At 71.3% G+C, this 23,462-nt stretch carries 12 protein-coding genes; 5 read left to right on the top strand and 7 right to left on the bottom strand.

From position 1 onward, the window contains the following. Positions 1-29: 29 nt before the first annotated feature. Positions 30-1,046 (bottom strand): OmpA family protein, encoded by a 1,017-nt coding sequence (locus WMF27_RS02290; protein WP_437761898.1) that lies wholly within the window; start codon positions 1,044-1,046, stop codon positions 30-32. Positions 1,047-1,199: 153 nt separating this feature from the next. On the opposite strand from WMF27_RS02290, the gene WMF27_RS02285 reads away from it, so the two are divergent. From WMF27_RS02285 to WMF27_RS02275, 3 genes are all read left to right on the top strand, one after another. Further along, on the top strand, positions 1,200-2,153 hold the full coding sequence (locus tag WMF27_RS02285) for a LysM peptidoglycan-binding domain-containing protein (protein WP_437761899.1): 954 nt from the start codon (positions 1,200-1,202) through the stop codon (positions 2,151-2,153). Then, entirely contained in the window at positions 2,150-3,385 is a 1,236-nt protein-coding gene (locus tag WMF27_RS02280; protein WP_437761900.1) for a serine/threonine-protein kinase, read from the top strand. The genes WMF27_RS02285 and WMF27_RS02280 overlap by 4 nt, the downstream gene beginning before the upstream one ends. Positions 3,386-3,489: 104 nt before the next feature. Continuing rightward, positions 3,490-4,935, top strand: coding sequence for an Ig-like domain-containing protein (locus WMF27_RS02275; RefSeq protein ID WP_437761901.1), 1,446 nt, complete (start codon positions 3,490-3,492; stop codon positions 4,933-4,935). 3 nt (positions 4,936-4,938) lie between these two features. Here the strand turns inward: WMF27_RS02275 and ftsH are convergent, their stop codons facing one another. Beyond that, on the bottom strand, positions 4,939-6,798 hold the full coding sequence (gene ftsH, locus WMF27_RS02270) for an ATP-dependent zinc metalloprotease FtsH (RefSeq protein WP_437761902.1): 1,860 nt from the start codon (positions 6,796-6,798) through the stop codon (positions 4,939-4,941). Between the two features lie 256 nt (positions 6,799-7,054). Here ftsH and WMF27_RS02265 point away from each other — a divergent pair, with 256 nt between their 5' ends. Further along, positions 7,055-8,014, top strand: a complete 960-nt coding sequence (locus WMF27_RS02265) for a DUF58 domain-containing protein (protein WP_437761903.1) — start codon at positions 7,055-7,057, stop codon at positions 8,012-8,014. Then, on the top strand, positions 8,011-10,167 hold the full coding sequence (locus tag WMF27_RS02260; protein WP_437761904.1) for a VWA domain-containing protein: 2,157 nt from the start codon (positions 8,011-8,013) through the stop codon (positions 10,165-10,167). Before WMF27_RS02265 ends, WMF27_RS02260 begins: the two co-directional genes overlap by 4 nt. 96 nt (positions 10,168-10,263) lie before the next feature. On the opposite strand, the gene panB is transcribed toward WMF27_RS02260, so the two are convergent. The 5 genes from panB to rpoB form a co-directional block, all read right to left on the bottom strand. Continuing rightward, positions 10,264-11,211: a 3-methyl-2-oxobutanoate hydroxymethyltransferase gene (gene panB / locus WMF27_RS02255; protein WP_437761905.1), complete on the bottom strand. Its 948-nt coding sequence runs from the start codon at positions 11,209-11,211 to the stop codon at positions 10,264-10,266. A gap of 207 nt (positions 11,212-11,418) precedes the next feature. Next, complete coding sequence (locus WMF27_RS02250) at positions 11,419-12,048, bottom strand: GNAT family N-acetyltransferase (RefSeq protein ID WP_437761906.1); 630 nt, start codon at positions 12,046-12,048, stop codon at positions 11,419-11,421. Between the two features lie 21 nt (positions 12,049-12,069). Continuing rightward, positions 12,070-14,322 (bottom strand): HD domain-containing phosphohydrolase, encoded by a 2,253-nt coding sequence (locus tag WMF27_RS02245; RefSeq protein ID WP_437943740.1) that lies wholly within the window; start codon positions 14,320-14,322, stop codon positions 12,070-12,072. A gap of 396 nt (positions 14,323-14,718) precedes the next feature. After that, a complete protein-coding gene (gene rpoC / locus WMF27_RS02240) occupies positions 14,719-19,002 on the bottom strand; it encodes a DNA-directed RNA polymerase subunit beta' (RefSeq protein WP_437761908.1) in 4,284 nt (1,427 codons plus the stop codon). A 141-nt stretch (positions 19,003-19,143) separates the two neighbouring features. Continuing rightward, complete coding sequence (gene rpoB / locus WMF27_RS02235; RefSeq protein WP_437761909.1) at positions 19,144-23,280, bottom strand: DNA-directed RNA polymerase subunit beta; 4,137 nt, start codon at positions 23,278-23,280, stop codon at positions 19,144-19,146. Between the last annotated feature and the right edge of the window lie 182 nt (positions 23,281-23,462).

Genomic DNA, 23,462 nt, shown 5'->3' with positions numbered 1-23,462 from the left:
ACGCATGAACGGCCGCCACCACACGCGCGTTACCGGCCGCCGGCCTCCGCGTCCGCGCCGGTCGTATGCTCCTGCTCCGCCACCAGCGCGATCTCGATCCGCCGGTTCCTCGCCCGCCCTGCCGCCGTGTCGTTCGGCCCGACCGGGCTGAACTCGCCATAGCCGACCGTCGACAGGCTCCGCGGCGACATCCCGCGCTCGACGAGCCGCTTGACCACCGCCGTTGCCCTCGCCGCCGAGAGATCCCAGCTCGACGAAAACCTCGCGCTCTTCATCGCCTTCCGGTCGTTGTCCGTGTGCGCGGCGACCTGAAAGCGAAAGGCCGGCATCGTCCGGAGCACGCCGGCGATCTCGTCCAGCGCCGCCCGCCCTCGCTGCGTGAGCTCGGCCCTCGCGCCGTTGAACAGCGCGTCGCTCGGCACCTCGACGACGAGCTGCCCGCCGCGGAGCCCGACACGGACCTTCCCCGCGAAGGCCGCGCCCTTCAGCCGCTCCACGGCGTCGCGGATCCCGGCCGCCCGCGCCTCCGCCGCCGCCTGCTTCCGGCGCAGATCGTCGAGCTTGGCCCGCGTCTCCGCGAGCTCCGCCGACAGGCTGCCCCGCTCCCCGGCGAGCTGCCCCACGCTCTGCCCGGCGCTCCGGAGCCGCGCGGACAGCTCCTCGTTCATGGCGGCGAGCTCGTCGAGCCGCCGCTCGAGCCCCGCCTCGGCCGTCGTCACCTCGGACAGCCTGAGATCGCGCGCCCGGAGGTCGTCCGAAAGGCGCGCCAGCTCCTCCTCGATGACGGCGGCCTGCGCGGACCGCTCCGCGGCCTCGGCGCGGGCGCTCTGGGCCTCGGCGCGGGCGCTCTGGGCCTCGGCCCGCGCCTTGTCACCCGCCTCGCGCTCTCTCTGGATCTCCGCGCGCGCCTCGTCGTACAGCCCCTGCCGGACGAGGCAGCCCGGCGTCGCCAGCCCGAGCAGGCCGGCCGTGAGGAGCCGCGCCGCCGCAGGCGAGCGCCGCGAGAGCCACGTCGGGATCCTGCCGGACGTCGTCGTGTCTTTCATGCGTCGCGCGCACTCTGGCACGAAACCACGGGCGCGACGAAATCGTGGCAAACGTTCCCCGCGCGCCGCCGCGCGAGCGGTCGCGCGGCGTCCCACGGCGCGCGATCCCCTGGTACCCTCGGCGGCGTGATGCCTCGGCGAGCTTGGTTTTCCGTGGGCGCCCTCGCGGCGACGACGCTGGTCGGCAGCGCCGCGGCGGCGTTCCCGCACGTCGTCCGCAAGGGCGAGACCCTCGCGCAGATCGCGGAGCGCACCTACGGGCGCGTGCAGATGGAGCAGGTGCTCGTCGCCGCCAACGCGCTCGACGCGGGCGCCGGCGTGCCGATCATGCCCGGCCTGCGGCTGGAGGTGCCCGCGCTCGGCCACCACCGCGTCACCGCGGGCGAGACCTGGGCGATCCTCGCGGAGCGGCTGCTCGGCACCGCCGACCGGAGCGACGTCCTCGCGATCTCGAATGATACGTGGCCCTGGCTCGAGCCGACCGACGGGCAGGAGATCATCGTGCCGTACAACCTGCGGTACGTCGTCGGCCAGCACGACACCCTGCTCACCATCGCCTATCGCTTCCTGGGCAAGCGGGACCAGGCGTGGATGCTCGACAAGTACAACCACCTCAAGCAGGACCCGCTGCGCCGCGGCATGGTGATCCTCGTCCCGCTCACGGATCTGCCGCTCACGGCCGAGGGCAAGGCCGAGGCCGCGAGCTCCGGCGCGCTGGTGCGCTCCGAGGGGGCCGGCCGCGCGCGCGACGCCCAGCGCCGGGTCGACGCCGAGCTGCCGCAGCTCGCCGGCGACGTGCGGAGCGGCCGCTACATCGACGCCGTGGCGCGGGCGAGCCGCCTGCTCGGCTACGGCGATCTCGCCCGGGTGCAGATCGCCACGGTGCAGCGGCACCTGCTCGAGGCCTACGTCGCGCTCGACGCCACAGGGCTCGCCGAGACCGCGTGCGCCGCGTGGCGCGAGGCCGACCCCGCCGCGCGGCTCGATCCCATCGAGCTCAGCCCGAAGATCGTGCGCGCCTGCACCTCGTCGACGGAGCTGCACCTCAGGGCGCCTTCGCCGGATCCCGCGCCGCCGATCCCGGCGGACGCGGGCGGTGGGCGGTGACCTCGCTGCAGCCCGCGCCCGATCGCCTGCCCGCCGGGCACGGCGTCGCGTCGCGGTACACCGTCGAGTCCGTCATCGGCGAGGGGGCCTCCGGCGTCGTCTACCGCGCCACCCGCGACGAGGACGGCCAGCGCGTCGCGCTGAAGGTGATCCACAGGCACCTCTCGGGCACGCCCCAGATCTTCAGGCGCTATCACCGGGAGGCCGCCATCCTGGAGCGCGTCGAGGGCCCTCACGTCGTCCGGATGCTCGACTTCGTCGAGGAGGGCGGGCTCCTCGTGATCGCGCTGGAGCACATCGACGGCAGCTCGCTCGAGGAGCTCCTGCGGGACCACGCGCCGATCGAGATCGACCTGGCGATCGAGATCGCCCTGCAGATCTGCGCCGCGCTGGAGACGGCGCACGCGGCGGGCGTGGTCCACCGCGATCTCAAGCCGGCCAACGTGCTCATCGAGCGCCCGGACGGGCGCGCGGGCGCCGCGCCGTCACCCTTCGCGGGCCGCGTCCGGGTGGTCGATTTCGGGCTCGCGAAGGTGGTGCACGGCGAGCAGCAGACGACCGGGCTCACCGAGAAAGACATGATCTTCGGGACGCCGGAGTACATGGCGCCCGAGCAGGTGCGCGGGGAGGACGTCGACCCGCGCAGCGACATCTACGCGCTCGGCTGCATCCTCTACGAGATGGCGGTCGGCGCCGTGCCGTTCAACAAGCGGACGCCCATCGCCGTGATGACGGCGCAGATCGCCGAGCAGCCGCTGCCGCCGCGCGCCAGCGAGCGCTCCGGGCTCATCTCGGCCGGCCTGGAGGCCGTCATCCTGAGGGCCCTCGCCAAGAGCCCTTCCGAGCGGCACCCGAGCGCCAGGGCGTTCGCCGACGCCCTGCGCGCCTGCCGAGAAGAACGGCGCGTCGTGCACCACACCCCCGCGAGCCTCGCGGACGCCGTCTCGATCACCGATCTCGCGCTCGAGCGGACCGGCCTGGATTACGCCGCGCCCGTCCAGGACGGTGCTTCCGTCTCGGGCGTCGGCCACGTCGACAAGCCGGTGACGCCCAGGGAGAGCGCGGTGCGCAGGGCGCTACCCGAACGCACGGCCGCGGTGGTCCGCGAGACGCCCGCTGGCCCTGCTCCGACGGCGGGCGGCGCGTCGCGTGAGCTCATCCTCTGGACCGTGGTGGCCATTCTCTGCGCGGCCGCGGGCATCGTGGTCGGCACGCTGTTCGGGGCGCGCTAGGACGCGCTGGAACGCAGCTGAAACGCAGCTGGGACGTGCCTGGCGCGCCGCCATCGGGGGCTGCGGCTATGGCGTGGAGCGCGAGGATCGTGGTAATCGTTCTCATGCGTTCCTTGCTGTCCGGCGGCGCAGCCCTCGCGGCTCTCCGCTCTGCTCGGCCCCGGCGGCGGCGCGCTCTCCCCTGCGCCGCCGCCGCGCTCGCCCTCTTCGCCCCCGCGGCCGCTTCGGCGTACGACTCGCTCGCCGTGCCGTGCGCGGACGACCCGCTCCAGTGCGCGCGGGGACCGCTCACGTTCCAGCGCAAAGACGCCATCCCGCTCGGGCTCGACTTCGATACAGGCTGGGTCCCGCCGGGCTCACCGCTCCAAGTCAGCCTCGGGGCGGCGGTCTACGCCGACACCCAGATCTCGTTGAGCGGAGCGCTCGAGGCGTCGTGGCCAGAGGCGCTCGCGCTCAAGGCGCCAGGCGCCCCGGAAGGAGGCGTGTTCAGCTGCGATATCGGACTCGATGTCAGCGCACAGGGACGCATCAGCGTTTCCGTCCTGGGCCAGGACTTCGACTGGACGGGTGATATCCCCTATGTGCCCCAGATCGATTTCCGGGTGCACGCCCGAGAGCAGTTCGACGCCTGGGGCTGGGAGCCGGGCATCACGCTGGAGAGCTCCACCGCGCTGCAGCGCGTTGCGTCCGTGTCGCTCGGCGACCTCATCGGCGGCTCGATCCCCGGCATCGACGGGAGGTTCGAGCTCGACATCGCGATGGATGTCGCGGCCCGCTACACGACCCATCGCGTGGCCATCGAGACGCTCGATCAGGCGACGGTGAGCGGAGGCGACGTCACCTCCGAAGGCGGAGCCTCCTCCGTGGACTACCTGGGAGGCCCGTCGGTCGAGCTCAACGTTCGTCCGGAGGGCTCGGTGCGGTACGACGGCACGCTCCACCTCGTCCCCGCGTTCGGCGTCAGCCTGCTGGGCCGCTCGTGGTCGATCCCGCTCGCCGACATCCCGCTCGCCTTTCCGCTCACCGAGCGCGAATGGGTCTTCGAGAGCGAGCGCGTCCATGTGCCGCTCCCGGACCTCGCGCTGGACAAGCAGGAGATCGATTTCGGCGCCGTGGAGGTGGGGCAGGCCAACGTGGAGCTCGTCCGGCTCTCGAACGCGGGGGAGGCGCTGCTCGATGCCGTCGTGACGACCGACGACGCGGAGAGCTTCGAGCTCGCGGACGCGGCGCTCGGGATCGACCCGGAAACGGAGATCGACCTCGCGATCCGCTTCGCGCCGAAGGCCAGCGGCGAGTTCGCGGCGACCGTCCTCGTCGAGTCCAACGACCCCGACCGGCCCGTGCAGAGGATCGCGGTGCGAGGGATCGGCGTCGGCGAGCCGGAGGCCCCGGCAGGCGGCGGCGAGCTCGCGGAGGAGGACGGCGGCTGCGCCTGCCGCGCGTCCGGGGGCGCGCCGCGCGGCAGTGCCGGCGGCCGGCCCTGGGCGGCCGCCGGCCTGTCGCTTGTCGCGCTCGCGGGCGGCCTCAGGCGCCGGCGGCGCGCGGCCTGAGGCTCACGCCGCGCTCGGCGGGCCCACGGCGATCTTCCGCCGCGTCGACACGGCCGCGATCTCCTGCAGCTCCTCGCCGCGCAGCGTCTCCTTGAGCACGAGCGCCTCCGCGACCGCCTCGAGGCCCTCGCGGCGATCGACGAGCAGCTGCTTGGCCTTCAGGTACATCTCGCCGAGCCGCTCCCTCACCTCCTCGTCGACCTCGCGGGCGGTCTCCTCGCTGCACGTGCGCTCCTCCTGGAGCACGCCGAGCATCGGCGCGCCGACGGTGCGCGCGAGCGCGGCCAGCCCGAGGCGCCGGCTCATCCCGAGGCGGGTCACCATCTCGCGGACGAGCGCCGTCGCGCGCCCGAGATCGTCGTGCGCGCCGCTCGACACCTGCCCCAGCGCGAGCTCCTCCGCCGCCCTGCCCCCGAGCATCACCGTGACGCGCGACTCGATCTCCTGCTCGGTGACCAGCTGGCGCTCGTCGCGGGGCACCTGGATCGTGACGCCGAGCGCGCCGATCGTGCGGGCCACGATGGACACCCGCTCCACCGGATCGGCGGCCGGCAGCGCGAGCGCGACGAGGGCGTGCCCGGCCTCGTGGTAGGCCACGCGCCGCCGCTCCTCCGCGGTCATGATCTGCCCGCGGCGCCGGAGCCCGAGCTGCGAGCGATCGAGCGCCTCGTCGAAATCGGCCTGTCCGATCTCCCTCGCGCCGCGCCGCGCCCCGGACAGCGCGGCCTCGTTGACGATCTTCGCGAGATCGGCGCCGACCATGCCCGGCGTGCGGCGCGCCACGAGCCCGAGATCGACGTCGCTCGCGAGCGGCACCCGCCGCGCGTGGACGGCGAGGATCGCCTCGCGGCCCCGCAGATCGGGCCGATCCACGATGACCTGGCGATCGAAGCGCCCGGGCCGCAGGAGCGCCGGATCGAGCACCTCGGGGCGGTTGGTGGCGGCCATCAGGATCACGGTGGTGCGCGCGTCGAAGCCGTCGAGCTCGGCGAGGAGCTGGTGGAGCGTCTGCTCTCGCTCGTCGTGGGTCGCGAGGGCGCCGAGGCCGCCCCGGGTCCTGCCCACGGCGTCGATCTCGTCGATGAACACGATGCTGGGCGCGCTCTTGCGCGCCTCCTCGAAGAGCTCGCGGACCCGCGCGGCCCCGAGCCCCACGAACATCTCGACGAACTCGCTCGCGTTCAGCGAGAAGAACGGCACGTTCGCCTCGCCCGCCACCGCCCGCGCGAGCAGCGTCTTGCCGGTGCCTGGCGGCCCGATGAGCAGGAGGCCGCGCGGGATCCGCCCGCCCAGCGAGCGGTACCTCGAGGGCTCCTTGAGGAAGTCGACGACCTCGACGAGCTCGTCCTTGGCCTCGTCGACGCCGGCCACGTCCGAGAAGCGCACCGGATCCTGCCTGGATCGATCGTAGATCTTCGCCTTGCTGCGCAGGAACCCGAGCGGCCCGCCGGCCCCCTGCCCCGCCCGCCGCAGCATCATGAAGAACGCCACATTGATGAGGAGGAGCGGCAACATCCAGATCGCCACCTGCACCCACACCGACGTCTGGGGGCTCTTCGCCTCGATGCGGACCTGCTTGTCGAGCAGCGCCCTCACGAGCGGCTCGTCCTCGACGCCGGGCAGCCGCGTCACGCGGACGCGCTCCTCCGGTCGTTGCGGGCTCTCGCGGCGGATCAGCTCGATCTCGTCGGGCTTCACGATCGCAGCGGAGATCTCCCCGCGCCGCACCTCGGCGACCGCCTCGTCGTACGGCACGAACGGGCGCCCTCGTGACCTGACGATCCCGGAAAGGACCAGGATCCCGATCGCGATCAGCAGGTACCCGAGCCACGCGCGCGACGCCGGCCTCTTCTCGTCAGCCATTCCACGGAGCTGATGTGCGGCGGGCGTCGCATCGGCAAGCCCTCGCCCCCGGAAGAACGGGAAAGCCCACGAGAAAGGCGCGCGAGGGAGGGAGCCGAGGAGCGTCCCCGAGCGCGGCTCGGCGCGCCGCCGGCGCGCGGCTGCCGCGCGTCCACCCCGCAGCGCCGACGCACGGCAGCCGCGCGTCCACCCGCAGCGCCGACGCGCCGCTGCCGCGAGGTGATCGCCCGGTGGATCCAGGCTAAGAAGCGACACCGTGCCGCTCGCCTCCGACCGCGCCTCGCTCGCCGCGTTCCCCATCGACTGGGGCGGGCTCGCCCCGCTCCGCCTCAAGTCGCGCGCCGTCGCCGAGGGCGTCTACGCCGGCATGCACCGGAGCGTCCGCAAGGGCGCGGGCGTGGAGTTCGGCGGCCAGCGGCCCTATGTGCCCGGCGACGATCTCCGCTTCTTCGATCGCCGCGCCCTGCTCCGCCACGATCGCCTCATGGTGCGCGAGTTCGAGACCGAGACCGATCGCGCCCTGTGGCTGTGCGTCGACGCGACCGCCTCGATGTCGTACCGCGGCCGGCGCGCGCCCGGCGCCAAGCTGGCCTACGCGGCGCTCATCGCCGCGGCCATGGCCCGCGTCGCGCTCGCCACCGGCGACCCGGTGGGGCTCGCCTGGCTCGGCGGCGCCGGCACCCACGGCCTGCCCGCGATGGCGGGGCGCGAGGCGTTCGAGCGGATCGTCGGCGCCCTCGAGGCCACCTCCGCCGCCCAGGACTGGAGCGGCGACGCCGGCGCCGTCGAGCGCGCGCTCGCGCCCATCGCGAAGAAGGCCCGCCGCGGCGCCGTCGTCCTGCTCATCTCGGATCTCATCGATCTCGCTCATGAATCCGGCGCGGCCCCGTCGGGCGCCGATCGCGCGCTCTCGGCGTTCACGTCGCTCAGCACCGGCGGCCGCACGCTGATCGCCCTCCAGGTCCTCGATCCCAGCGAGGCGACGCTCGACTTCGAGGGCAACGTGCGCCTCCGCGCGCTGGAGGGCGGCGCGGTCGTGGAGGCCGACGCGGGCGCGGTCCGCGCGCAGTACCAGGCGCGCCTCGCCGCCCTGGCCGAGGCCTGGTCGCGGGCGCTCGCGTCGCGCGGCGGCCGCCTGCTCCGCGCGACGAGCGCCGATCCTCCGACCGACGTCGTCCGCGCGCTCGTGCAGGCGATCGCCGAGGTGCGCCGATGAGCTTCGTCACGCTCGGCGCGCTGCTGGTCGCGCTGCTCGTCGGCGCGCCGGTCGCCGCGCACCTCCTGCGCCGTCGCCGCGCCGAGGAGCGGCCGTTCCCGCCGGCGCGCCTGGTCCCGCCCACGCCGCCGGCGGCCCGGCGCCGGAGCCTCCTCGAGGACCGCGCCCTCTTCGCGACCCGGGCCGTCTCGGTGCTCGCGCTCGCGGTGCTCGGCGCGACGCCGCTCCTGCGCTGCTCGCACCTGTCGCTCAGCCGCAGGGCCGGCGCGTCGGTCGCGCTCGCCATCGTCGTCGACGACTCGCTCAGCATGCGGGCGCGCCCGGACGGCGCCGAGGGCGCCGCGCGCGACGGGCGGTCGATCAACGATTCCTCGCACGCGCCCTCGCGGTTCGAGCGCGCGCTCACGGCCGCGCGCGAGCTCGCCGGCGGCCTCGCTCCCGGCGACGCCGCGGCGCTCGTCCTCGCGGGCGCCCCGGCCCGCGTCGCCCTCGCGTCGACCACCAACCTCGCCGCCGTCGGCGAGGCGCTCGCCGCGGTAGCGCCGTCGGACCGCGCCACCGACATCGACGGCGCCCTCGCGCTCGCCCGCGATCTGCTCCGTGGCCTGCCGCAGAGCGACAAACGCATCGTGCTCCTCAGCGACCTGGCGGACGGCACGCCCGGCGCCCCGCCCATCTCGGGCACCCCCGACATCGCCACGTGGGTGCCGCTCCAGGAGCTCGAGGCGACGGGCCAGGACTGCGGGATCGTGCGCGCCGATCGAGCCGGCCAGAAGGCGCGCGTCCGCGTCGTCTGCACCGCCGCGTCGACCGCGGCGCGCGGGCCCGACGTCGCCGTCGCGCAGCGAGACGGCGGCGCGGACGCGCCGCCCGCCGCGGGCTCGGCCGCCGCAGGCGCCTCGGCGACAGGCGCCTCCGCCGCGGCGGGGCGATCCCTCGAGGTGCGCGCCGGCGACGCCGTGCTCGGCAAGGTCGCGCTCGATCCGGCCCTGCGTGCCGAGGAGCTCTCGATCGACCTCCCGGCCGGGACGCCCGAGATCCTGATCGCCGCGCTCACCGGCGGCGACGCGATCGCCGAGGACGATCGCGCCCCGATCATCTCCGCCGGCGGCCCGCTCTCGATCGCGGTCGTGGTCGACCCCGCGACCACGCACGTCGAGACGGGCGGCCCGCCGCCGCTCGAGCAAGCCCTCTCGGCGCTCGACCTGGAAGCGCAGATCAGGCCGCTGCCCTCGGTTCCGGAGCACGCGGACGAGCTGGCCGCGCACGCGGGGCTCATCATCGACGATGCGCCCGGCTTCACGCCGGAGGTGCGCCGCTCGCTCGCCGCGTGGGTCGAGCGCGGCGGCGTCGCGCTGCTGACGCTCGGCCAGCGCGCCGCCGCAGCGCCGCTCGGCGCCGGGTTCGAACCGCTGGTCCCGGGCGTCGTCCGCTGGTCGGCCTCCCCGGTGCCCGGCGTGGATCCGGCGACGGCGGGCTGGCTCGGCCCGTCCGCGCCCGGCCTCGCCGACGTCGCCCCGCGCGGCCGGGCGACGCTGGGCGCGGAGGCCTCGGAGGGCGCCGAGGTGCTCGCCCGGTGGGCGGACGGCGCCCCGTTCCTCGTGCGCCGCCCGCTCGGGCGCGGCGTGGTGCTGTTCATGACGCTGCCGCTCAGCACGGAGGAGAGCGACGTCGCGCTGCGGCCCGCGTTCCTGTCGTTGCTCGACGGCTTCGTCGGCGCCGCGCGCGCCCGCGGCGGCGCGCGGCGCCTCGCCGCGGGCGAGCTGTGGACGTTCGACGGCTACCACGACGTCAAGGTCGAGCGCGTGCGGGTCGACCGCGACGGGGCCTCGCAGGGCTCGCGGTCGCGCGAGGCGCTCCCCGTCGCCGAGGTCGAGCGGCGCCTGCGCGTGTCTCCGCCGCTCGCCGGCCTCTACGAGCTCACCCTGGACGGCGAGCGCTCGACGCGCGTCGTGTCGGTCCCGGAGCGCGAGATCGACCTCCGCCCGCGGCGCGTCGCCGAGAGCGCCCGCGCGGCCGAGCTGGGCGGCATGGCCGCATCCATCGACGGGTCGCCCTACGTCGCGCTGCTGCTGCTCCTGTTGCTCGCGGTCGAGCTCTTGCTGCGCGCCATCGGAGGGCGGCAGGAGCCGGCGGAAGGCCAGGCGAGCTGAGGCTGGCCCCCTCCGGCGCGCTTGCCCGTGCCTGCCGGCGCGGAGCAGCCGGCGTCGAGTCGCGTCAACCGACCGCGCCGCACCGCGCTGCCGCGCTCAGTGCGTCTGCCAGTGCGGGGGGATCTCGTCGGCCGGCGCGAACTCGGTCTTGGCCGGCGCGGCGGGCACGCTGGCGGCCCGGCGAGGCCCGTTCGGCTTGAAGCTGTGCTCTGCAGCGGGGAACGAGCGCGACTGCACCTCGTCCACGTAGGCGCGCGTCGCCTCCACGATCTGGTCGCCGACCTCGGCGAAGCGCTTCGCGAACTTCGGCGTCAGCTCGCGGAACATCCCGAGCAGGTCGTAACAGACGAGCACCTGCCCGTCGCAGCCGGCCCCGGCGCCGATCCCGATCGTCGGGACGGAGACCGCGGCGGTCACCTCCTGCGCGAGATCCGGCGGGATGGCCTCGAGCACGATCGCGTAGGCGCCCGCCTCGTCGAGGACGCGCGCGTCGGCGATGAGGCGCTCGGCCGCCTCGTCGCCCTTGCCCTGCACCTTGAAGCCGCCCATCGCGTGCACCGACTGCGGCGTGAGCCCGAGGTGGCCCATCACCGGGATGCCCGCGGCGACGATCCGGCGCACGTGCTCGGCGATCTCCTCGCCCCCCTCGAGCTTGATGCTCTCGAAGCTGCCCTCCTTCATCATGCGCCCGGCGTTCTCGAGCGCGTGCATCGGAGAGAGCTGGAAGCTCATGAACGGCATGTCGCCCACGACGTGGGCCCGCCGCGCGCCACGCGCCACCGCGCGCCCGTGGTAACAGATCTCCTCGACCGTCACGGGGAGCGTCGTCGTGTGCCCCTGCACGACCATCCCCAGCGAGTCGCCGACGAGCAGCAGATCGGCGCCGCCCTCGTCGAGCAGCCGCGCCATCGTGAAGTCGTAGGCCGTCACCATCGCGATCGGCGAGACCCCTTTGCGCGAGCGGATCTCGGGGACCGTGACCTTCGTCGAGCGCTGCGCTGGCCTGCGTGCGCTGCCGCCACCGTTGCCTTGCGGACCGTACATGTGCCTCCGGGTCGCGGCCGCACCCGCGGTCCACGCCTCGGGACAAGCTAGGGCGGCGCCCGCTGCGGGGCAAGACGCGGCGCGCGGCGGTCGCGGGCCGGGAAGCCGCAATCTTCAGCGTTCTCGCCTGGTTGCCGTCTGGTCGCCGCCCGGCAGGGGCGAGCGGCCAGGACGCCGCGCAGCGGCGCGATCACAGGAGCGGCCGGATCAACCGTGGCGGGGGCCGGCGCCGCGGACGGGGTGCGCTGCCCCCGTCGTTCGCGACCCACCCGGAGGCGTGGACCTCGGGTTGGTCAGCGCGGTCAGGACGTGATCGCGCCAGGCGCCGTCGATGAACAGGTAATCGCGCGCGTACCCCTCGACGGCGAAGCCGAGGCGCCGGAGCAGCCGGCCGCTGCGCTCGTTGTGCGGCAGGTAGTTCGCCATCACCCGGTGGAAGCCGAGCGTGTCGAACATGTACGCGATCGCCGCCTCGATCGCCTCGAACATCAGGCCCGAGCCCACGGCGCGCTGGTCGAGCGAGTAGCCGAGGGTCGCGGCCTGGAAGGCGCCACGGACGAACTGCGTGAAGTTGCAGACCCCGATCACCTCGCCGCCGGGGGCGCCGCGCCACTGCAGCGCGAGCCGGAGCGCGCGATCCGCGGCGAAGTCCTCGTGGTCGCGGAGGAGGCGCTCGCGCCAGAACGCCTCGGTGTAGAAGCCCTCGGGGCGCGGCGGATCCCACCGCGCCAGGTGGTCGCGGTTGCGCTCGAAATAGGCGAGGTAGCGGCCAGCGAGCTCGACGGGAGCGATGAAGAGGCGCAGCCGCGGGGTCTCGATGCAGACGGGGCTCTTCAAGGGGCCTCCAGCGCGGCGCGCCTAGGACAAGGTCCCTTCGTCGAGGCGTCGCATCCCTTCGAGGAGCAGCGCCTCGGGTGACGCGGTGATGCTGCGGGTGCTGGGCGAGAAGCTCGGGTCGAGGCGGAAGTCGCCCTCCCGGAGCGTGAGCATCCGGTAGAACGCGTCCTCGCCCTGCGCGCCGGCCCAGAGCGCATGGACGACCTGCCCATCGGCGAAGTGGATCTCGCCGGCCATGGAGTTCGCCTGGATCTTGAGCGCGCACGTCTTCCGGCCGTGCCAGAAGATCTGGATCATGTCCGGCAGGCCCATCTCGGCGAGCGAGCCGGACACGCCGCGGGGGACGGCGGTCGTGGAGCGCCGCTCGATGAGCTGGCGGAGCTTGGCGGCCATGACGTCGGTCGACGCCGGCTTCGAGACGAAGTCGTCGACGCCGAGATCGAAGGCGCGCTGGGCGGTCTGCCGGTCGGTCTTCGCGGTGAGGATGACCCACGTCTTGTCGCGGCCGAAGCCGAGCTTCAGCGCGTCGGCGCGGAGCGCGAGGCCGGCGTCGGGCTCCTCGAGGTCGATCTCGCTGACGACCACCTCGATGTCCTTCGTCTCGAGCTCACGGCGCGCCTGCGCCACGTTGCGCGCGATCGAGACCTCGAAGCCCTGCTCGAGCAGGCGCAGCTCGAGCACCGTCGTCTCCTCGGGATCCGGGTCGACGATGAGCGCCTGGTGCCGATCGGAGAGCAGCTTCGCGCGCATGTCGTCGCCCGTCATGACCTGGCGGAAGAGATCGACGATGTTCGGATCGAAGATGGTGGCGCGGTACTGCGCGAGCACGTCGCAGGCCTCCGGCGGGCGGAGCGCCTTGCGGTACGGGTTGCGCGGGTTCTGCGTGAGATCGGCGTAGGTGTCCGCGACCGCGAGGATGCGCGCGCCGAGCGGGATCTCCTTGCCGGACAGGCCATCGGGGAAGCCGCTGCCGTCGTAGCGCTCGTACATCATGCTGATCGCCGAGACGACCTCCTGCGGCAGCCCCACCGACTCCATGAGGTGCGCCGGAAGATCGACGCTCTTCGTCGCGGCGAGCCGGTGCCCCTCGTACTCGGCCACGTTGAGCGCGGTGAGGTGGTACGGGCCGTTCTTGCCGAGGTCGTGCAGGTAGGCCGAGGCCACGTAGCTCGCGACCGTCGTCGGCGGCAGGCCGATGCGCTCGCAGAGCTTGCGCACGATGCGGGCGACCGTGGAGGAGTGGCCTCGAAGGTCTTGCCGCGCGTTCTCGAGCAGGCTCACGAGGACGTTGAGCGTCTCGACGTACGCGTGGGTCGTCGTCGGATGCGGCGGCGGCGGGGGCGGCGCCGCGGCGACCGGCGCGGAGATCGGCGCGGGAGCGACGTGCTGCTGGGGGGGCGGCGATGGGGGCACCGGCGTGGGCGGGGGCCCGGCCGGGGCCACGCGGGGCGGTGCGGAGGGCGCCCGCATCACCGCGGGCACCTGCGGCGCCGTGACGAGCGCCGCAGGCACCGGCGCCGCCTGCGTGGGCGCCGCGTGCGCCGGCTGCACGTGCATCGCCTGCGGGTGCATCGGCGCCGCCTGCGTGGGCGCCGCGTGCGCCTGCAGCCCGTGCATCGTCTGCCCGTGCATCGTCTGCCCGTGCGCCGGCTGCGGGACCACCGCCGGCACGTGCGTCATCGACGCGCGCTCGTGCGTGATCGAGGCGCGCTCGTGCGTCATCGACGCGCGCTCGAACGGGTTATTGCTGTTGGTGTAGAGGATCTCGTCGAACGAGTTGACCGGGCGCAGCAGCGAGTTGAACGCGGTCGTGTCGCCCCGGTAGTGGTACGCGATGGCCGCGCGGACCGCCGCCGGCCTGGCGACGATGGCGCGTACGTCCCGCACGCCCGCGGCGAGCCGGATCTCGTGCAGCGCGACGTCGTTGTCGGGATCCGCCGTCGCGACCGAGAGCGTCGTGTTCCGATCGTCGAGCAGCACCGGGAAGACGCCGTGCAACGTCGCGGTGATCGCCGAGACCTTGGCGAGCACGCGGGGCTCGATGATCGCCTTCGAGAGCTTCTCGGTCGAGACGAAGCGGGTGTTGTGGACGGTCGCGATGAACTTCAGGAGCTCGGCCTCGTTGACGATGTCGAGCTCGATGATGACGTCCTCGATGCGGCCGCGCGTACGCATCGCGTACTCCACCGCACGACGGTGATCGTCCGGGGTGATGCGCCCCTCGAGGACGAGGCGATCGGCAATCCGCTGGTTCAATCCTTGAACGGAAGCCATCGAAACCCTGATTCTACCCAGAAATTGGAGGTGGCGCGCCCAAGAACCCTCGCGGAACGGGAGCACGCGGGGAGAGCTGGCCAGCCGCTCGCGGCGTATGCAGCCATGGGGTGCGCTCGAGGAATGAGAGCAGAGCTCGGCGCGGCGCGCGAGCCCCGTGAGCACTCCAGCCGACGCCGGTTGGCTGGCGATGCCCGCGCGACCCGATACGCTGCGACGTGGAAGTGAAGACTGGCTCCGGGTAGGCGCGCGCGCCACGTCCGGCGCGGCTCGCCAGCCCGGTGAGCCGGGGGCGAAGGGCAAAACGCCTCCCGAGCCGCCGCGAGCGCGCTTCGCGAGATGGGCGGCGCGCCCGGGGTCGGGGTTGGATCCCGCCCTGGGCGCGCCTGCAAGCCGCTACTCCTCGTTCACGGCCGTGAGCGTCTCCTCGGGACGCGGCCGGGGGGCGACGTACGGCGCTTGCGCCACCGGCTCGCCCTCGACCACGACCTGGAGGCGCTTGTAGGCAGGCAGCCCCGTCCCGGCCGGGATCAGGCGGCCCATGATGACGTTCTCCTTGAGACCGCGGAGATCGTCCGTCTTGCCGTTGATCGCGGCCTCGGTGAGCACCTTGGTCGTCTCCTGGAACGACGAGGCGCTGATGAACGACTCGGTCGACAGGCTGGCCTTGGTGATGCCGAGGAGGAGCGCCTCGGCGATGGCGGGCTTGCCGCCGCGCTCGAGCACGGTCTCGTTCTCCTTCTCGAAGATGTGCTTCTCGACCTGCTCGTCCACCAGGAAGTTCGTGTCGCCGACCTCGCGCACCCGGACCCGCCGGAGCATCTGCCGGACGATGACCTCGATGTGCTTGTCGTTGATGCCGACGCCCTGGAGCCGGTACACCTGCTGGATCTCGTTCACGAGCCAGGCCGAGAGCTCCTTCTCGCCCTTCACCCGGAGGATGTCGTGCGGGTTCGGCGGGCCGTCCTGGAGGGGGTCGCCCGCGCGCACCCGGTCACCCGGCTGCACCTGGATGTGCTTGCCCTTCGGGATCAGGTACTCGCGCGCCTGATCGCCGAGCGCGTGCCCGTCCGGCGAGTACGGCGTGATGATGACCTTCCGCTTGCCCTTCGTGTCCTTGCCGAACGTGACCTCGCCGTCGATCTCGCTGATGATCGCGTGATCCTTCGGCTTTCGGGCCTCGAACAGCTCGGCGACGCGGGGCAGACCGCCGGTGATGTCCTGCACCTTCGTCGTGTCGCGCGGGATCTTGGCGATGACCTCGCCGGCCTCGATGAGATCCCCCTCCTGCGCGACGATGTGGGCGCCGACAGGGAGCAGGTAGCGCGCCTCGAGCTCGCTGTTCGGGAGCTTCAGCGTCTTGCCCGACTCCGGGTCCTTCAGCGAGATGCGCGGGCGGACGTCGGCCGCCTTCGACTCGATGACGACCTTTCGCGAGAGGCCCGTCACCTCGTCGAGGCGATCCTGCACGCTGACGCCCTCGATGAGGTCGCCGAACTTCACCACGCCGGAGACCTCGGTGAGGATCGGCGTCGCGAACTGGTCCCACTCGGCGAGCAGCTCGCCGGGCTTGGTGCGCTCGCCGTCGGCCTTCTTGAGGATGGCGCCGTAGACGAGGCGGTTGTGCTCGCGCTCGCGCCCCGTCTCGTCGACCACCACGATCTCGCCGTGGCGGTTCATGACCACCATGGTGCCGTCCTTCTTCTTCTGGACGACCGCGCGGCGGAGGCGGACGGTGCCCTCGGTGCGGGCCTCGAGGTAGCTCGCCTCGATCTTGCCGCGCGCCGCGGTGCCGCCGATGTGGAAGGTGCGCATCGTGAGCTGCGTGCCCGGCTCGCCGATCGACTGGGCGGCGATGATGCCCACCGCCTCGCCGATGTTGACCCGGTAGCCGCGCGCGAGGTCACGCCCGTAGCACAGCGCGCAGACCCCGCGGCGGAGCTGGCACGTGAGCACCGAGCGGATGACGACCTCCTCGATGCCGGCGTCCTCGATGGACCGCACCGCCTGCTCGTCGAGCTCGGTGTTCGCCGTGATCAGCACCTCGCCGGTGAGCGGATCGACGACGTCCTCCAGCGCGACGCGGCCGAGGATGCGGTCGCCGAGCGGCTGGATGACCTCGCCGGCCTCCTCGAGCTTCGCCACGCGGATGCCGTCGAGCGTGCCACAGTCGAACTCGGAGATGACCGCGTCCTGCGCCACGTCGACGAGCCGCCGGGTGAGGTACCCGGAGTTCGCCGTCTTGAGCGCCGTGTCGGCGAGCCCCTTCCGGGCGCCGTGCGTCGAGATGAAGTACTGGAGCACGCTGAGACCCTCGCGGAAGTTCGCGGTGATCGGCGTCTCGATGATCTCGCCGGACGGCTTGGCCATCAGGCCGCGCATCGCGGCCAGCTGCCGGATCTGCTGCGTGGAGCCGCGCGCGCCGGAGTCGGCCATGATGTAGATCGGGTTGAAGCTCGGCTCGATCGACTCCTTGCCCGTCTCGTGGTCGACGACCGTCTCCTTGCCGATGCCGGCCATCATCTCGGTCGTGACCTGGTCGGCGATGCTCGCCCAGATATCGACGATCTTGTTGTACCGCTCGCCGTCGGTGATGAGCCCCTCCTGGTACTGCTCGACGACGCGCTCGACCTCCTTCTGCGCCTCGCCGAGGAGCACCTTCTTGGCCGGCGGGATCACCATGTGATCCATGCAGATCGAGATACCCGCCCGCATCGCGTGGTCGAAGCCGAGCGTGCGGAGCCGGTCCGCGAGGAGGACGGTCTCCTTGTTGCGGTGGATGCGGTAGCAGACGTCGATGAGCGCCGAGAGCGCCTTCTTGTCGAGGGTCTTGTTCGCGTACTCGAACGCGACCCCCTTCGGGAGGACCTCGGAGATGATGACGCGGCCCACCGTCGTCTCGACGATGCGGCGCTTCACGTGGCCGAACTCGTCGAGCTGCGGGTTGCCCTCGTCGTCGATGATCGGGACGCGGACGCGGACGCCGGCGTGCAGCGCGACCTCGCCGTTGTCGTACGCCATCCGCACCTCCTCGAGGGAGGCGTAGACGCCGCGCAGGTAGCCCTGCGCCACGCCGTCCTCGCCGAAGGCGAGGGTGTCCGCGCGGTACGACCCCTTCTCGAACTTCCGCTCGCGGGTCGCGTAGTAGAGCCCGAGCACGATGTCCTGCGTCGGGTTGATGATCGGCTTGCCGCTCGCGGGCGAGAGGATGTTGTTCGTGCTCATCATGAGCACGCGCGCCTCCATCTGCGCCTCGACCGACAGCGGCACGTGGACCGCCATCTGGTCGCCGTCGAAGTCGGCGTTGAACGCCGCGCAGACCAGCGGGTGCAGCTGGATCGCCTTGCCCTCGATGAGGACGGGCTCGAACGCCTGGATGCCAAGGCGGTGGAGCGTCGGGGCGCGGTTCAGGAGCACCGGGTGCTCGCTGATGACCTCCTCGAGGATGTCCCAGACCTCCGGGCGCTCCTTCTCCACCATCTTCTTGGCGCTCTTGATGGTGTTGACGTAGCCGCGCTCTTCCAGCTTGTTGTAGATGAACGGCTTGAAGAGCTCGAGCGCCATCTTCTTGGGCAGGCCGCACTGGTGCAGGCGCAGCGTCGGGCCCACGACGATGACGGAGCGGCCCGAGTAGTCGACGCGCTTGCCGAGCAGGTTCTGGCGGAACCGGCCCTGCTTGCCCTTCAGCATGTCGGAGAGCGACTTGAGCGGGCGCTTGTTCGGGCCGGTGATCGTCTTGCCGCGGCGGCCGTTGTCGAACAGCGCGTCGACCGCCTCCTGCAGCATCCGGCGCTCGTTCCGGATGATGATCTCCGGCGCGTTCAGCTCGAGGAGCCGCTTCAGGCGGTTGTTGCGGTTGATGACGCGGCGGTAGAGGTCGTTGAGATCGCTGGTCGCGAAGCGGCCGCCGTCCAGGGGGACGAGCGGGCGCAGATCCGGCGGGAGCACCGGGATCACGGTCAGCATCATCCACTCGGGCCGGTTGCCGCTCTCACGGAACGCCTCGACGACCTTGAGGCGCTTCGCGAGCTTCTTCCGCTTGGCCTCGCTGGTCGCGGCGCGCATCTCCGTCCTGAGCAGCTCCGCCAGGCCGTGGACGTCGACCTGCTTGAGCATCTCGAGGATCGCCTCGCCGCCCATGCCGGCGCTGAACTTGTCGTCACCGTACTCGTCGAGGAGCTGCAGATACCGCTCCTCGCTCAGGAGATCGCCCCGCATGAGGCCAGTCTCCTTGGGATCGATGACGATGTACGCCTCGCAATAAAGCACCTTCTCCAGGTCCTTGAGCGTGATGTCGAGCATGTTGCCGATGCGCGACGGCAGGCTCTTCAGGAACCAGATGTGGGCGACCGGCGTGGCCAGCGAGATGTGCCCGAGCCGCTCGCGCCGGACCTTCGACTGGATGACCTCGACGCCGCACTTCTCGCACACGATGCCACGGTGCTTCATGCGCTTGTACTTGCCGCAGTTGCACTCGTAGTCCTTCACAGGCCCGAAGATCTTGGCGCAGAACAGACCATCGCGCTCCGGCTTGAACGTCCGGTAGTTGATGGTCTCCGGCTTCTTCACCTCGCCGTGCGACCACTCGCGGATCTTCTCCGGGCTCGCGAGCGAGATGCGGATGGCGCTGAACGACAGCGGGTCCTTGGGCTTCTCGAAGAAGCTGAAGATGTCACGCATGGAGACCTCCGGAGACAGAAACGAAACCGATGAACCTGTCCGCGCCCACTGTTTGAGCCTTCGGGAGCGCGCCGCCCGCGCGGCGCGCCTCCCCTGCCGTCACCGAGAAGGCGCGCGGCGCTCGTGACGTGACCAACTGCATCACTCCTCTTCCTCCGCGGCCGACGCCTCCACGCCTGCGCTCGTCTCGACCAGCTCGACGTTCAGGCACAGCGACTGGAGCTCCTTGATGAGCACGTTGAAGCTCTCCGGCAGCCCCGCCTCCAGGGTGTAGTCCCCCTTCACGATGGCCTCGTACATCCGGGTGCGGCCCATCACGTCGTCGCTCTTCACGGTGAGGAACTCCTGCAGCGCGTAGGCCGCGCCGTAGGCCTCCATCGCCCACACCTCCATCTCGCCGAGCCGCTGCCCGCCGAACTGCGCCTTGCCGCCGAGGGGCTGCTGCGTGACGAGCGAGTAGGGCCCGATCGAGCGAGCGTGGATCTTGTCGTCGACCAGGTGGTGGAGCTTCAGCATGTACATGATGCCCACCGTGACGTTCTGATCGAAGGCGTCGCCCGTGCGCCCGTCGAAGAGGATCGCCTGACCCGAGGTCGGGAGACCTGCGAGATCGAGGGCGCCCTTGATGTCCGACTCGTGCGCGCCGTCGAACACCGGCGATCCCATGAACACGCCCTCATCGACCGTCTTGACGAAGCGCTTGACGTCGCCGTCGTCGAGGTTGTCGAAGAAGCCGTTCATCGTCTCGTCGCCCGCGTAGATGGCCTTCAGGTGCTCCTTGATCTCGGCGCTCGCCCGCTGCTGCTCGATCATCTGCGTCAGCTGGTTGCCGAGCTCGAAGGCGCCCCACCCGAGGTGGATCTCGAGGATCTGACCGACGTTCATGCGGCTCGGCACGCCGAGCGGGTTCAGCACGAGATCGACCGGCCTGCCGTCCTGCAGATACGGCATGTCCTCCTCGGGGAGGATGCGGCTGATGACACCCTTGTTGCCGTGGCGGCCCGCCATCTTGTCGCCGACCTGGAGCTTGCGCTTGATGGCGATATAGACCTTCACCATCTTGATGACGCCCGGCGGCAGCTCGTCGCCCTTGGAGAGGCGATCGATCTTGTCGCGGAAGTGCTCCTCGCGCGTGCGGACGAGCTCCTCGAGGTCGCGCAGGATCTGCTGGACCCGCTCGGCGTCGTCGACGGGGATCTCCCCCCAGTACTTGCGGGGGATCTCGGCGAGCGAGGGCTCGTCGATGATGGCGCCCTTCTGGAAGAGCACCTTGCCCTTGTCGTCGACGAGCTTGCCCGTCGCCTCCTTGCCGAGGAGGAGCTCGCGGATGCGGCGGAAGAACGAGTCGCGGAGGATCTTGATCTCCTCGTCGCGCGTCCGCTCGATCCTGGCCCGCTCCTGATCCTCGATGTCCCGCGCGCGATCGTCCTTCTCGGTCCCCTTGCGCGAGAACACGCGGGCGTTGATGACGATCCCGCCGACGCCGGGCGGCACCTTGAGCGAGCTGTCGCGGACGTCTCCGGCCTTCTCGCCGAAGATCGCCCTGAGCAGCTTCTCCTCGGGCGAGAGCTGGGTCTCGCCCTTCGGCGTGATCTTGCCGACCAGGATGTCGCCCGGCCGCACCTCGGCCCCGATGCGCACGATGCCGGAGTCGTCGAGGTCCTTGAGCGCCTCCTCGCCGACGTTCGGGATGTCGCGGGTGATCTCTTCCTTGCCGAGCTTCGTGTCGCGGGCGACGCACTCGAACTCCTCGATGTGGATCGAGGTGAACACGTCGTCCTTCGCGATGCGCTCGGAGACCAGGATCGAGTCCTCGAAGTTGTAGCCCTGCCACGGCATGAACGCGACGAGCACGTTCTGGCCGAGCGCGAGCTCGCCCATGTCCGTCGACGGGCCGTCGGCGAGCACGTCGCCCTTCTTCACCACCTCGCCCGTCCTGACGACCGGCTTCTGCGTGTAGCAGGTCGACTGGTTCGAGCGCTGGAACTTCATGAGGTGGTAGATATCGGGCACCTCGGCGCCCTCGCCCTCGGCGCGGACGACGATGCGCGTCGCGTCGACGCTCTCGACGACCCCGGGGCGCCGCGCGATGACGCAGACGCCGGAGTCGCGGGCGAGCCGCTCCTCCATGCCGGTGCCGACGAGGGGCGCGTGCGACACGACGAGGGGCACGGCCTGACGCTGCATGTTGGCGCCCATGAGCGCGCGGTTCGCGTCGTCGTGCTCGAGGAACGGCACGAGCGCGGCGGCGACCGACACCATCTGGTTCGGCGCGACGTCCATCAGCTCGACCATCTCGGGCGTGACGATCTTGAACTCGCCGTTGTAGCGGGCCGAGACGAGCGACTCCTTGAAGCGGCCGCCCTCGTCGAGGTTCACGGTCGCCTGCGCGATGTACTTGCCCTCCTCTTCGAGCGCGGAGAGCCAGATCACGTCCTCGGTCACCCGGCCGTTCTCGACCTTCCGGTACGGCGTCTCGACGAACCCGAACTCGTTCACGCGGGCGAACGTCGACAGCGACGCGATGAGGCCGATGTTCGGACCTTCCGGCGTCTCGATCGGGCAGATGCGGCCGTAGTGGGTCGCGTGGACGTCGCGCACCTCGAACCCGGCGCGCTCGCGGGTCAGGCCGCCCGGGCCGAGCGCCGAGAGGCGGCGCTTGTGGGTGACCTCCGAGAGCGGGTTGGTCTGGTCCATGAACTGCGAGAGCTGGGAGCTCCCGAAGTACTCCTTCACGACCGCGCTGACCGGCTTCGCGTTGATCAGATCGTGGGGCATGAGCGTGTCGATCTCCTGCGACATGCTCATGCGCTCCTTGATCGCGCGCTCCATGCGGACGAGGCCGATGCGGTACTGGTTCTCCATCAGCTCACCGACCGCGCGCACGCGGCGGTTGCCGAGGTGATCGATGTCGTCGACCGAGCCGCGCCCGTTCTTGAGCTCGATCAGGTGACGCACGGTCTCCAGGATGTCCTGGGGCGTGAGCACCGTGAGATCGAGCCCCGGCCGCTCGTCCTCGGGGACATCCCGGTAGAACTTGTAGTTCAGCTTCAGCCGGCCGACCTTCGACAGGTCATAACGCTCGGCGTTGAAGAACAGGTTGTGGAACAGGGTCTTGGCGGTCTCGAGCGTCGGCGGATCGCCCGGCCGCAGCCGCCGGTAGATCTCCAGGATCGAGTCCTCCATCGTCTTCACCTTGTCGGTGAGCAGCGTGTCGCGGAGGTACGAGCCGACGTTCAGGCCGTCGATGAAGAGGATGCGGAACTGCTCGATGTTCGCGTCGCGCAGCCGCTCGAGCTTCGCCTCGGTGAGCTCCTCGTTCACCTCGACCACGACCTCGCCGGTCTCCGGGTCGACGATGTCGTGCGCCGCGACCTTCCCGACGAGCTCCTCCGGCTCGAGGCTGAGCCGCTCGAGCTTCGCCTCCTTCATCTTCCGGATGGCGGCACGGGTGAACTTGGTGTTCTTCTTGACGATGACGTCGTTGCCGATCTTGATGTCGCGCGTCGTCCGCTGACCGGCCAGGAGATCGTACTCGATGCTCTTCGCGTACTTTCCACCCTTCTCGAGGTACACGGTCTCGGTCGAGTAGAAGTAGTTCAGCAGGTCCTGCGTCGAGTACCCGAGCGCGCGCAGGAGCACCGTCGCGTGCATCTTCCGCCGGCGATCGATGCGAACATAGATGATGTCCTTCGGGTCGAACTCGAAGTCGAGCCACGAGCCGCGGTACGGGATCACGCGCGCGGAGTAGAGCAGCTTGCCGCTCGAGTGCGTCTTGCCCTTGTCGTGATCGAAGAAGACGCCGGGGCTACGGTGCAGCTGGCTGACGACGACGCGCTCGGTGCCGTTGATGATGAACGTGCCCGTCTCGGTCATCAGCGGGAGCTCGCCGAAGTAGACCTCCTGCTCCTTGATGTCGCGCACGATCCGCTCCCCGCCGTCGCGGGTGTCGTAGATCATCAGCTGGTTCGTGACCTTGATCGGCGCCGAGTAGGTCATACCGCGCTGGCGGCACTCATCGACGTCGTACTTCGGCGGCTCGAGGTTGTACGAGACGAAGACGAGCTCGCTCGTGCCGTTGAAGTCTTTGATCGGGAAGACCGAGCGGAACACCGCCTGCAGCCCGACCTCCTCCCGCTCGTTCGGCGGAACGCTCATCTGGAGGAATTTGTCGTAGCTCGACTTCTGGATGTCGATCAGGTTGGGGACGTCGATGATGCGACGAACGCGACCCAGGTTCTTACGGACGCGGAAGTTGGATTGGACGACCGACGGCATCGATTTCCTCCGGCTCACACGAGCGGTGCGGGGCGGGCGCACGGCTCGAACCGAGCAACGAACACGAAGCTACGCACGAATGGCGAGCGAGCGTCCCCAGGGAATGAGGACCCAAAACATCTTGGTTGTGGGGGCAGAGCGGACCGCGTGGCGACCCATTGAGCTCCGACGTTGGCCGAGGA

Origin of the sequence: Sorangium sp. So ce281 (genome assembly GCF_051527395.1) — a bacterium.
In the GTDB taxonomy this organism is placed as follows: domain Bacteria; phylum Myxococcota_A; class Polyangia; order Polyangiales; family Polyangiaceae; genus Sorangium; species Sorangium cellulosum_B.
Note: the sequence above shows the minus strand (reverse complement) of the source record. Positions and strands in the feature narration are given on the sequence as shown.